At 45.3% G+C, this 12,509-nt stretch carries 9 protein-coding genes and 3 pseudogenes; 8 read left to right on the top strand and 4 right to left on the bottom strand.

Annotated elements, in window-relative coordinates; all coding sequences use genetic code 11:
• Positions 1–760 precede the first annotated feature (760 nt).
• The 4 genes and pseudogenes from C3418_RS20245 (at position 761) to C3418_RS20235 (ending at position 5,598) form a co-directional block, all read left to right on the top strand.
• Positions 761–1,677 (top strand): annotated as a pseudogene (locus C3418_RS20245) (IS5 family transposase).
• A 473-nt stretch (positions 1,678–2,150) separates the two neighbouring features.
• A complete protein-coding gene (locus C3418_RS20240) occupies positions 2,151–3,962 on the top strand; it encodes a recombinase family protein (RefSeq protein WP_081999401.1) in 1,812 nt (603 codons plus the stop codon).
• 508 nt (positions 3,963–4,470) lie between these two features.
• Positions 4,471–4,704: pseudogene (locus C3418_RS24875) on the top strand (DUF4172 domain-containing protein); the annotation flags it as partial.
• Positions 4,705–4,770: 66 nt separating this feature from the next.
• Positions 4,771–5,598 carry a Fic family protein gene (locus tag C3418_RS20235; RefSeq protein ID WP_233270792.1) on the top strand — a complete coding sequence of 276 codons (828 nt, stop codon included), beginning with the start codon at positions 4,771–4,773 and terminating at the stop codon, positions 5,596–5,598.
• Positions 5,599–5,673: 75 nt separating this feature from the next.
• On the opposite strand, the gene C3418_RS20230 is transcribed toward C3418_RS20235, so the two are convergent.
• From C3418_RS20230 to C3418_RS20220, 3 genes are all read right to left on the bottom strand, one after another.
• Positions 5,674–5,934, bottom strand: coding sequence for a hypothetical protein (locus tag C3418_RS20230; protein ID WP_059169912.1), 261 nt, complete (start codon positions 5,932–5,934; stop codon positions 5,674–5,676).
• Between the two features lie 61 nt (positions 5,935–5,995).
• Entirely contained in the window at positions 5,996–6,406 is a 411-nt protein-coding gene (locus C3418_RS20225) for an H-NS family nucleoid-associated regulatory protein (protein WP_005303890.1), read from the bottom strand.
• A 351-nt stretch (positions 6,407–6,757) separates the two neighbouring features.
• The gene (locus C3418_RS20220; RefSeq protein WP_005303889.1) at positions 6,758–7,057 is read right to left on the bottom strand and encodes a hypothetical protein; all 300 of its coding nucleotides are present in this window, start codon (positions 7,055–7,057) and stop codon (positions 6,758–6,760) included.
• Between the two features lie 584 nt (positions 7,058–7,641).
• On the opposite strand from C3418_RS20220, the gene C3418_RS20215 reads away from it, so the two are divergent.
• The 3 genes from C3418_RS20215 to C3418_RS20205 all read left to right on the top strand — a co-directional run bounded on the left by C3418_RS20215 (position 7,642) and on the right by C3418_RS20205 (position 10,200).
• On the top strand, positions 7,642–7,965 hold the full coding sequence (locus tag C3418_RS20215) for a hypothetical protein (protein ID WP_021140715.1): 324 nt from the start codon (positions 7,642–7,644) through the stop codon (positions 7,963–7,965).
• A gap of 191 nt (positions 7,966–8,156) precedes the next feature.
• Positions 8,157–8,843 carry a heavy metal response regulator transcription factor gene (locus tag C3418_RS20210; RefSeq protein ID WP_103261750.1) on the top strand — a complete coding sequence of 229 codons (687 nt, stop codon included), beginning with the start codon at positions 8,157–8,159 and terminating at the stop codon, positions 8,841–8,843.
• Positions 8,833–10,200 carry a heavy metal sensor histidine kinase gene (locus tag C3418_RS20205; protein ID WP_103261751.1) on the top strand — a complete coding sequence of 456 codons (1,368 nt, stop codon included), beginning with the start codon at positions 8,833–8,835 and terminating at the stop codon, positions 10,198–10,200. Before C3418_RS20210 ends, C3418_RS20205 begins: the two co-directional genes overlap by 11 nt.
• Positions 10,201–10,218: 18 nt before the next feature.
• On the opposite strand, the pseudogene C3418_RS20200 reads toward C3418_RS20205, so the two are convergent.
• Positions 10,219–11,766: pseudogene (locus C3418_RS20200) on the bottom strand (IS3 family transposase).
• Between the two features lie 520 nt (positions 11,767–12,286).
• Between C3418_RS20200 and C3418_RS20195 the strand changes: the two are divergent.
• On the top strand, positions 12,287–12,509 hold a 223-nt coding region (locus C3418_RS20195), incomplete at its 3' end, for a transposase (RefSeq protein ID WP_146054115.1).

Here is a 12,509-nt window from a genome sequence, read left to right as displayed (position 1 = left end):
AGCGAACCGGAATTGCCAGCTGGGGCGCCCTCTGGGAAGGCTGGGAAGCCCTGCAAAGTAAACTGGATGGCTTTCTTGCCGCCAAGGATTTGATGGCACAGGGGATCAAGATCTGATCAAGAGACAGCTGCTACGCAGCGAAGAGAAACCAGTTTTACTAGCCCTCGCCGGTTTTTTTATTGAAGAAAAGATATGAAGGTCTCTCTTATAAATTGAAGTTCATTAAGCATGGCTCATGCAATAAGTACGCTATCACTGAGTAACAGAAAACAGAAAACAGAAAACAGAAAACAGAAAACAGAAAACAGAACCGAAATGTGCAGATCTTCCAGATTTGCCAGTTGGCCAAAGAAATGACATTCAATATCATTAAGTAATTTCTTTACGCAGTCACGTTATTCCTGTTAATTTTTACCATCCTCATCGGCTGACCACCATATTCTCGGTGCTACGCCGTCAAGGACTTCAGTCAAGCATTTTTTATGATTGGAAGTCTATTGCTATCTATACCGGAATATACGCGATCTTCATCTAGGGAAAGTGCGAACAAGTATCCCAAGAACAAAAAATGAAAATTTTAGTCATTTAATATCAATGGGTTACCAGTAAATGCTCTCGTGCCATATGACTTATTCGCACCTTCCCTAGCGCTTGAGCAAGCGTAGTTTTAGAGGCGTTGTTTCCCAAATCGATGCGGCTTGAATGGAACTAACTGAGGACTTGGTGATCTGATCACCACCATCCTCTTCAAGTCTGCATCATGACCACATCGCTTCACACCATCACCAACTGGCCTAAATACAACAAGTCTTTGATTAACCGTGGTTCACTCACCTTCTGGGTTGATGCCGCCGCCATGAACGACTGGTTCCACCACGACTATCATGGGCGGCGGGGCCGCAGCCAGCTTTACACTGACCAGACCATCTGTACCTTCCTGATGCTCAAGGGGATTTTCAACCTCACTCTGCGGGCCACTTAGGGACTACTCTACTCCCTGTTCGAGTTGATGAATGTGCCGTTGTGCGCACCGGACTATAGCTGTGTCAGCAAGCGGGCCCGCACGGTGACAGCCGCCTATCGGCAGCCCAGCAAGGGGCGCATCACCGACCTGGTTATCGACTCGACGGGTCTGAAGGTGTTTGGCGGAGGCGAATGGAAGGTCAGAAAACATGGCGCTGAGGGCGGCGAGTCTGGCGCAAGTTGCATCTGGCGGTAGATCCGGTGACCCACGATATCTTGGCAGCAGAAGTATAATTGGAGAATGTCCATGATGCCGAGGTGCTGCCGACCTTGCTCAACCCTCTGCGGCGTAAGCTGGGAAATGTTTATGCGGATGGCGCCTATGACAGCAAAGCCAGCCATCAGTTTATCTCGCGCAAAGGGGCAACAGCCTGTATCCCGCCTCGCAAGAGCGCGGGGTTATGGAAAAAGGTGCATCCAAGAAATGAGGCCGTGCTGGTAATGTGCAAGGAAGGGCTGGCGCACAGGAAGAAGATATCGGGGTATCACCGTCGCTCGCTGGCGGAGACGGCTATGTATCGGTTCAAGCTGTTGCTGACGGGGAAAATCAGTCTGCGTAACTACAACGGCCAAGTGGGAGAGGTCATGGCGTATTTAAGCGCCATAAACAAGCTGAATACCCTGGGCCTACCTGTCAGAAAGTCCCGAGTGTAGCGGTTACTCGGGCTGGGAAGTCATGACTTGCTGGCTGATTTGGGAAACAACGCCAGTTTGAGAAAGAGCCAAATATCGCCCTGATGATGGTATGACTACTCTCCCAGAAGGCATGTGACGGGAGTCTTCGCTTCTTCGTGGCACTTTCTAGCCTGAAATATATAAGTGGAAATTAATGTTAGAGGGTATAGATAATTTCTTTCTTGTTAGGTTATTATTTTTTTTGATGGGGGTTGATATCTAGTTTTTTTGGATATAACCTTCTACTTAAATGTTTGCTAGTGGTTATATGCCGTGTATCGGCAATAGTGTTTATGTTCAGAAAATGAACAACGCTAAGTTATTGTGTCATAGCCGGACGGCTGGTCTAGACATGCCTGCTTTAATTTAATCCAACTGTACCGGTAGCGTACAAGTATAGTTGCGTATCTAGCATATATAGCCTCGTCATAGAATCAATTTTTGGAGATGTTATGAATTTAAGGTCGTCTGTACCAACTCTATATCTGTATAGTCGTGTAAGTACGGATAAGCAGGCCGCCGGTAATAAAACTGGCGTACAACGCCAGACTGAGGGGAAGTTGGTTGAGGCAACAAGGGAAAAATATAGTGGCATGCCTGTTGTTCATATGTCAGATAACGGAATGTCAGCCAGTAAAGGTGAAAATATCGAGCATGGATGTCTAGGTGATTTTATTGAACTATGCCATTCAGGTCAAATTGCATCCGGCTCTGTATTGGCCATGGAGAATATAGACCGTTTCTCTCGCCTAGCGTTAACGGAAGCTAGTAAATATTTAACCAGTGTTCTTGCAGCTAATGTTCTTGTTTATACATGGATTGATGGGACTGTGTATCAAAGAGACAATCTTATATCCGCGATTTTTTCAATAGTTAAACTTGAAAGCAGCAACGATTATACAAATAGACTTTCTGCCCGAGTTACTGGTGCTGCACGTGTTGCTTTAAAGCGCCATCAGAATGGTGAGCGCGATCCGGATGGTTATCCGGCAGCGATTAATGGTTTCGGTAAAAATAAATTTTGGGTTGATACGTCAACTGGGTTTGTTCGCCCTCATCCATATTATTTTCCTGTAGTTAAGGAAGTAATTGTGATGATTCGAGAAGGGAAGGGACATATAACAATTAAAAAGTATTTAGATGAAAACTATACCCCCCCTACAATAGCTCAAAATTCTAATAAAGAGGGGTGGGGAATAAATCTTATTAAAAAGATTATCAGTGATCGAGCAGTTTTAGGCGAAAAAATAATTCATATTGATGGTCGCGAGCATCTGTTGGGAAATTATTATCCGGCTGTTTGCACTGAGGCTGAATTTGCACAAGCTAAGCGTGTGCGTAGTGAAAAAAAACAGTTTGCTAGTAAGTTGAAAAGCGCGATGGGCATCGTTACTGGAATGCGTATCGCAACTTGTGGGAACTGTGGCAGTTCGCTACAGGTCTACCGTAGCAAAGCTGGGAAAAAAGATGAAAAGCTCCGTTATAAATGCAGCGGAAGGTCAGACACTTCGGTGAAAAGCTGCACAGCTGCAACATTTGATAATAGATATTTTGAGTATGCACTAATGTTGCTGATTGGCAGCGTGATACTTCAGCCTAAGAAAAATACAAGTGAGAATAAAATTGCTTCGATTAAAAATAAAATAGAGTCGATAAGTTCAAAAATAGAAATTATGATTCAATCTGTGGGGGCGACCACAGAGGGGGATATACATATCCTGTTGACTGAACGACTAGATAAATTATCTAGGGAACGTAAAAAGTTGAATGAAGAATTGACCATTGAGATTAGTCATACAGAGGCTTCTATTAACCCAGATATATATATGCAGATACCACGTAATTTCATTGACTATAATCAGGCTGATATAAGAGATGAGGTCAGGGATATAATATATAAGACAGTGAAATCCGTAAAGGTACATTCTGTTACTAGCTGTTTCTACATACAGGTTGAGTTGTTTGGTGGAATGATGACTGATGGTATTGTTATTGACAATAAATATATTTCTGATTTCGGTTTTGATATGCACCATCAGCAGGAAAACGAGGATGCATTCCTAGCTTACAATAGATTTGCCAATAACTTCGAGTGTATCGATAAAGATGGAAGGTGTATTAGGATGTTGGACATGGTTAATGGCACACATTTTATCACCTCTGATGACTTTTATCTCAATGAAAGAGTAAGTACCTTAAAGAATCAGGCCATGAGTGAGGAAATGCGTGCTGCAATTGAAAAATTTGAAAGCTGGGTCCTTTAAATTCAGCAGAGAATAGGTAGGTTGTAATATTTTTGATTTTTGTTAGTGATTGATGTGTGGGATTTCTCTTATTTTCCTGAGAAGATAAGCAATGCTATATATTGACATCATGATGCGTACCATCAGGTATCTGAACAAGCAGACGAGGTGGCACGAGGGGGAGATACCCTAATAGTATTTCTTAGATGTGGCCCCATGCAGCGTAAGCTGCAAGCTCACCAAAGCCCTCAGAAACTGAGTACCCGCCTGAGTACCCATCTCGCAACTTATTTTGATACCGACCGCACTGATACCCCGCCTGGTCTATCTACTGATTGCTGTAGCGCCACCCAGCAGCAATAAATCCAGTTTTTCATTAGCCCCGGTCTGAGATTTTCAGCCTGGTTCTCCATCCTCATTACTTGCTCTGATAGTGTGCTGCATGTGTTATATTCGGCTCAAACATTGAGCCGAATGATGGGCTGGGTCGGCTCATTATTGAGACCCTAGCACGTTGGATGAGGAAATAATGGAACCATTTTGGATTTGGCAACAAGCCGACTGGCCCAATTTTCATTGGCGGGATAGCGAGATATTGCCCAGATTACGGCAGGTGCAACGCAGGTTGGGAATTCTAATCGGTAGTCATTCCAGGTTGGGGAACCCCGACCAAACGTTGGACACGTTATTGGCTAACATCATCGCCTCGTCCGCTATCGAAGGCGAACGTCTCAATGCCCAATCCGTGCGTTCTTCCCTGGCTAGGCGGTTAGGGGGATCAGAAACTCAGTCCTATCCCGTGTCAGATCGCTCAGAGGGGCTCGCGGCAATGATGCTGGATGCCATCGACAACCATGAACAACCACTGACAATTGAACGACTTTACCAATGGCATCGTTGGCTGTTCCCCGCCAACGAATGGTCGGTGCAGCGACTGAACGTAGGGCAGTTGCGAGGAGATGAGCCGATGCTGGTTGTCTCTGGGCGTGTTGATCGCCCTACCGTGCATTTTGAGGCTCCACCCAGAGCAGCTCTGGACGATCAACTGGCCGCGTTTATCTTCTGGTTTAACCAGACTCGGCATGATCCAACGATAGATCCCCTTCTTCGTGCGGCGATCTGTCATTTCTGGTTCGTGACCCTGCATCCCGTTGATGATGGCAATGGGCGGCTCACGCGGGCATTGACCGATCTCGCGCTGTCACAGGCTGACAGCCAGGGCATCCGTTTGTATGCCATGTCAGTCGCTATTCTAGAATGGCGGGCTGACTACTATCGGGCACTGGAGTCAACACAGAAGGGCACGCTGGATATCACATCCTGGCTTTGTTGGTTCCTCGACACACTGGATTACGCCATAGAGCTGGCATTACAGGTTATTGCTCGTTCTCTTGCCAAGGCTCATTTTTGGTTGCGGCACTGTCATGACAGTCTGAGTCCAGAGCAAACCAAAGTGCTGAATCGTTTACTGGATGGCGGCGAACAGGGTTTTGAAAATGGCATCAGTGCCAGTCAATATCAAAAAGTCGCCGGAGTCAGCAAGGCGACTGCCACACGCCATCTGGCTGAACTGGTGGAGAGGGGATGCATTGAGAAATTACCTGGTGGCGGACGCAATACACGCTATCAGATCTGCTTGCACACCGAGGGAGTTTGAAAAAGCATCGCCATGGGGCGTTAATTTCATCTGGTAGATGAGAGCTGCGATTGGTGTACAAATGACGCTATTTAGTTAAATGTTGACGCCATGATGTGTGCCGTCAGGCATATGAACGAATAGACTTAACCGACAGTCATGGCTCTCAACTAATCTTTTGAGTGATAACAAACTATCGAGAACATCGGGATCTATTGCAGGAACATCACCAGGCCCGAGATTTGAAAGCAGTTTGGTCACACTGAGACGTACCAGTTGCTCTTCGGCCAGCGCCTTGGCTCTCTGGACAACCTCGGGTGATTCGGATGAAATCATATCCTCCAATGTCCTCCCCATACGGTGCTCCTACTACAGATAGAATTAAAGGCCCACGCCGAGCAGGCATGGGCTCTCAGCATTAGATCAAGAAGTCATCCAGTGCTTTTCCAGCCGCAACAGCGTCTGCAATGGCCTTGGGCATGCGCCCCTGGCCAGTCCATGTCTTCTCCTGACCGCCTTCGGTGTACTTGTATTTTGCAGGACGGGGAGCGCGTTTGGCTTTGTTGGCTGAACCATCAGCTTTCGCTGGAGCCGCAGTGCCAACCAGCTCACTCGGATCTATGCCCGCTTGTTTCAGCAGCTCGGTAAACTCAGCCAGTTTTTGCAGGCGTTCAGCTGACTCTTCTCTCAATTTGCTCTCTTGCTGCTCACGTTCGGCATAGATTTCGTCAAATTTGTCTTTAGCCTCGACCAACTGCTCATAAGACAACTCACGCAGTACAGCTCGCAGACTACGAATATTCATCAGTGTTTTCAAAAAATCGTTCATTGATAGCCTCATGTATCACATTTTTATATCATGAAAATTATCTCTCAATCTCAGCATCAGCTCCACTGTTTTTTGCACCAAGATAGTTTGGAAATAGAATCATTCAAAAATCGTGAGCTAAATTGCGCTTGAATCTATTTAATAGCCTAGCTCCAATCTGCTATGAAACTATGTAGCCAAAAATTAAATCTAGGTGGTAGTGAGCGTTGAGACCATCTCACCAGATGAGCCGATGAAGGATCTTGTTCGGCTCACGAAATGAGCCGATTGAAAAGTATCATTGGCTCACAGAATGAGTCGATGATAAGAGATTTTTATCTCCATACAAACTAGAGTATGGGAGCATATTACTCATATTATTTCCCTATTAGAATAATCACGCCCAAATGTGTCTGGGTTTGCAGCCTCATAGTCATCGTCAAACATATGTTCCCCGCGATGCATCTCCCTCACTGTTGCGAGTGTACCGAAAAAGCACATTTCACACAGATGCACCTTATAACGTTCACCATCGTGACGGGAACCATAGCCAAAATCCGCCGATAACGAGCCGTATTGATTGGTTCCAAAATTCGTTTTTGTACTACGACCACAGACATCACAGAGAATGTCAACGACCTGCTCTGTTGGCACAATTTCTTTTACGAGCATGCTACGCTCCTAATCTGATGAGAATAGGAGTTATCATACGCGGACACACTATATATATTGCAACTTGTTTTGGTTACTTTCTGGTATCCATGCGAATGAGAGCTTTCACTTCGACAACAGTGGCGCCGATAGGAACACCTATCGAACTCAATAACTCGCCATTTTCAGTTCTGGTAACCTCGGGATCACCCTTATACCAACACCATTCTCGGCCAGTTTTTGTGTCGGCTGCCTCTAAGGGAAAGTGCGAACAAGTATCCCACGAACAAAAAATGAAAATTTTAGTCATTTAATATCAATGGGTTACCAGTAAATGCTCTCGTGCCATATGACTTATTCGCACCTTCCCTAACAACATTGCAATAAATTTCATCATGCCATGCCCCTTAAGATATATTCAAAATATGGAAAACCAGGTGGTGTAAAATCATCTCTCATACCCCAATAGGGTGAATCATACATACTTGCCCTCTTAAAGATCTATATCCTTACGGTAATGTAATCTTGCTGACAGCAGCATGTAATGTTGATTGTATATAGTGATTAGCGATAACCGTGCAATAACAAAGAAATGAGGTAATCCAATGAAAATCAAGACCATCTTAGCTGCGCTCACCATGTTGATTAGTAGTTCAGCGGCTTTCGCTAATGCCCCAATGCCTTTCGATCTTAGAGCAGGGCATGGAGTAGTCTATGTAGAATGGAAAATATCTGCATTGCCTACTGACTCCGTGGACGTATCCACCCCCGATGGCACGAAACTGGGCGTTGTGAAGGCTCTCCCTGGTAAGACCAAGCAGTTAACACTTCCTTCTGATAAAAATATTACAGAAGTTATCGTGGACTATAAAGGAACCATTCATAACGTCTCTCTCCCGCATGGTATGGGAAGCGGTAGTAACCGTTAAGATCTTCCACATGTAAAAAACGGCCAGCTTATGCTGGCCGTTTTTTAAACATTAAAAATAATCATTCTAGATTTTATAATTTCGATATAACCTTCATTGAAACTCTTGATGCAGCTGGATTTTTTTTATTTTTTAGTGTATGTAGTAGCATAGACTACTGACTATCTTAATACTGCATATTGGAGAACATAATGAATATTTTAGTTGTTGAAGATGAGCCAAAGATAGGTGAGTATTTAAAGAAAGGACTCACTGAGTCAGGCTACATTGTTACTCTCGCCACAAATGGAATTGATGGTCGCTTTTATATACTTAGCCATGAATTTGACTTAATAATACTAGATATTATGTTACCTGGGATTAACGGATGGCAGCTTCTTGAGGAAGTTAGAAATATAAACATTCAAGTACCTGTCATGTTCCTGACGGCAAAAGATGGTGTCGGAGATAGAGTAAAGGGGCTAGAGTCTGGAGCTGATGATTATCTTTCAAAACCATTTGCATTCACTGAACTACTAGCCAGAATAAAAAACCTTCTTAGGCGATCCAAAGACAATCATATTGAAGAGGTTATATCAATTTCAGATTTGATTATAAACATCAAATCAAGAACAGTTAAGCGGTCGGGTAAAAAACTACATCTCACCCCTAAAGAATATCTATTACTTGAGTTATTAGCTCGGCGGCATGGTGAAGTATTACCTCGCTCATTAATTGCCTCTTTGGTATGGGATATGAATTTTGACAGCGATACAAATGTAATAGATGTTGCAATCAGAAGATTAAGAGCCAAGGTTGATGATGATTATCAAATAAAATTAATTCATACTATTCGAGGAATGGGATATAAATTAGAAGGTGCTGGCGATGAAGAGTAACATGCCTATAACTATACGTGCTATGCTTTTTGTTTCTGTCGCCATAACGATCAGTATGATTTCCTTGTTATTTTTGGTAGAGACATCTATCAAAAATCATTTCTTAGACCTTGATAATGAAACGATAGATAACAAAACGATTATTATCGAGCAGTTTTCAAAGCGCATAGATGCAGTTCAAAGAATTATCAATTGGGATACAATCAATCCTGACTCTAATTTTTATATCGAGATATTAAAAGATGGTAAAAATATATATAGGAGTAAACGAGACAGCTTTAATTTGAGAAAGTTCAGCAATACACTAATTCATGTATCTGAAACTGACACTTCCGCTCCACATAAATATCTCAGTAAAAACATTAATTTTAAAAAAAATGATAACTCCTATTCAGTCGTGTTCTATTTAGACTCAAGTGTTCACTCTCATTTTTTGTCTGACTTTAGGATGCAGCTATTAATCATAGTCTTTGGTGTTTGGGCGATCATAATATTGTCTACATACTTGGGTATAAGGCAAGGCCACAAACCTATTTATATATTAAGCAAACATATGTCGACTATTCAGGCTGAACAGTTGAGCTCAACATTAGAACCCAACCAATATCCGAGAGAGTTAAGGGAGTTGGTTGACTCATTCAATACCATGCTATCTAAACTAAACAATAGTTTCGTTAAGTTATCTGATTTTTCAGATGATGTAGCGCATGAACTAAGAACCCCATTAACCAATATAATCATGCAGGCTCAAGTTGGGTTAAATCAAGACAGGAGCATCTCCGAATATAAAGAGTTCCTATATTCAATTCTGGAAGAGCTTGAGCGTTTGGCAAAGATGGTTAGCGATATGCTGTGGATTGCCAGGTCAGACAAAGGTTTGATTTCTGCAAATAAAGAATTTTTAGATTCAGAGAATGAACTTTCTTCTATTTTAGATTTCTTTATGTATTTAGCAGAAGAAAAAAGCCTTACGTTTAACGTTGCAAATACTAATAAGATTATATTTGCTGACAAAATAATGTTTCGTCGTTCGATATCCAATCTGATATCTAACGCAATAAAATACTCAGAGAGCAACTCTGCCATTAGCATCTCAATATCAAACGATGAAGGAAATAATTCTATCATTGAAATAAAGAACAAATGCAAAGATATATCTTACGATGAATCCTTGAGAATGTTTGATCGATTTTATAGGACAGATTTATCAAGATCTAGCAATAACGATAGTGTCGGGTTGGGTCTATCGATTGTTAAATCGATAACCGAAGTTAATGGAGGAAAGGCTTGGAATAAATTAAGTGGTGACTACATTTCATTTTATTTATTATTCCCAGCTCGGCGTTTTTCAAGATAGTTGTCGCGCAAAGCTGTTTTAAGCAGCCTCTTTTTGCTCCGGCTCGGGTTTCTCGGGCCGCTCCGGATTTAGCATCACGGCACCGATAGGTGTCCAGTATCGCGTCTTGCCACTCCACCTCGCTGGGTGTTGTGCAGGAACGGCTGGGTCATTACAGCAGGGCTTTATCGTCACCCCGATGCCGCTCGTTGGGTGTGACGAAGCGGATACGGCTATGCCGGTGCTCTTCGTTATACCAGGCCATAAAGTCGCGCACCCACTCCCTGGCCGCTTCCAGACTGGCAAAGCCGTCTGATGGCCACTGCGGACAGTACTTCAGCGTCCTGAACAATGACTCCGAGTACGGATTATCGTTGCTGACCCGAGGCCGTCCCCGCGAGGGCGTGTCACCCAGGTCATGCATCTTGGTCAGCAGCGTGACTGACTTCATTGGCGCGCCGTTGTCCGAGTGCAAGACCAGCGGCTGCTTCCAGCACTGCTCGCGGATGATGCTCCGTTGCAGCAACGCCGCCGCCCGTTCACCGCACTCTTGCTCATGCACTTCCCAGCCCACCCCTTTGCGGCGGTAGATGTCCTCTATCAGATAGAGGTAGTAATACTGGCCGCGCACGAGTGACGGCAAGTAGGTGATATCCCAGGACCACACTTGATTGGGCCCAGTCGCGGTATGGCTGGTTGGTACCGGCACATGACGCGGTGGCTGGCTCCGGCCACGCCTGTGCTGCTGGTCAGCCGCCCGCAAGATGCGATAGAAGCTCGACTCACTGGCCAAGTAGCGCCCCTGGTCGGCCAGCCGTGGCACAATTTGACTCGGCGGCAACGAGGCGAACTCCTGGCTATTGCAGACGTCCAGCACGGCCTGCCGCTCCTCTGGGCTCAATGCATGAGCAGGTATGGAACGAACCGCATCCGGTCGCCTATCGGCACTCAGCTCAGGCCCGGCCAACCAGCGCTGGAGCGTGCGCAGACTCAGCCCCAACACCTCGGCCGCAGGATGCTTGCGGGCGCCAGCTTCAAGCGCTTCGCGCCACCATGCAACGTATTGCTGCCGCTCTGGCAACGAGGTCAGTTGTCCTCGTCGACGTTGCTCCAGTAGGCATCGAGCTTTTTTTGCAATATCAGCAGAGCTGCCGCCTCGGCCAGGGCCTTGTCTTTGCGCCGCAGCTCTTGCTCCAGTTGTCGGATACGCTTCTTGTCCGCTTTGGCCTGTGCCTTCTCCGCCTGTTGTAAGGTACGAGCGGATTGCTGGCCCAGAATACAGGCTTGGCGCCATTGCTGGACTTGCTCGGGATAGAGACCCTTACGGCGGCAGTACTCACTGAGTTCAATCTCGGAAAGCGCAGCGGTTTCCAGCACGACGGCGAACTTGGCCTCGGCGGGCCATTCATCGGTCAGTTTGTTGTCCCCGGGCACAGGAGACCCTCCGTCTTTGGCGTGTTTGCGCCAATTATACAGAGTGACCTCGCTGATGTTTTCCTGCCGAGCCAACTCGGCCACCGACATATTGATGGGCGGCAGCAGCTTCTTGAGCAAAGCAGCCTTGCGCTCACTTGAATAACGAGCCATTCGACACTCTTTATCCGCCCCCGGTCTTCACATTTAGATTATTCAGATTAGGCGACAACTATTCTGACACCGGGGGACTGGAAACAATACAACCTGGCGTTGGCTCAACATAGTTTTCCTGACCATCTGAAGGAATGAACACGTCTTCAGGCGGCATCCATCATGGCTGGGATTCTGCGTTAATATTCAAGCCCATATTCAGGCTGCTCCTGCAAGCCCTGGATAGCTTCATCAACTTGCTGTTCACTGGCTGCCCCACTCCAGTAACCAGGCTACAGTTCTATTAACAAACAAGCTAATATGGAGGATATAAACTACGAGTAGCCGACCGCTGGTGTATCAGGTGATTGATGCAATTCGACTCTAAATCCATAGCGAATGCGAATGAAAGCGTATAACTACAGCGAGGAGAAGTAGCGGTTTTGGCGCAGGTTTCATTCAATTGTTGACCTGATTACCCATGATTAGCAGTCACCACGAGCTATACTGATCTTACGTACAGTTACTGAGGTGCGAGATCATGGCCAAAAGCAAAGTCCAATTCCAGAAAGGCTACAGCCTGTTTGATTTTTTCAAGGACTATGGCACTGAAGCGCAGTGCGAAAACGCGCTGCTTGCTTGGCGTTTTCCGAACGGTTTCATCTGTCCTGAGTGCGCCAACAAGACCTGCTGTCGCCTGAAAAGTCGGCCACGCGTGCTGCAATGCAATAACTGCCGTCACCAGATGTCATTGACTGGAAACA

It is taken from the genome of Aeromonas sp. ASNIH8, assembly GCF_002919855.1.
Taxonomy (GTDB): domain Bacteria; phylum Pseudomonadota; class Gammaproteobacteria; order Enterobacterales; family Aeromonadaceae; genus Aeromonas; species Aeromonas caviae.
The sequence above is the reverse complement of the archived record's forward strand: the minus strand, read 5'-3'. Positions and strand labels throughout refer to the sequence as shown.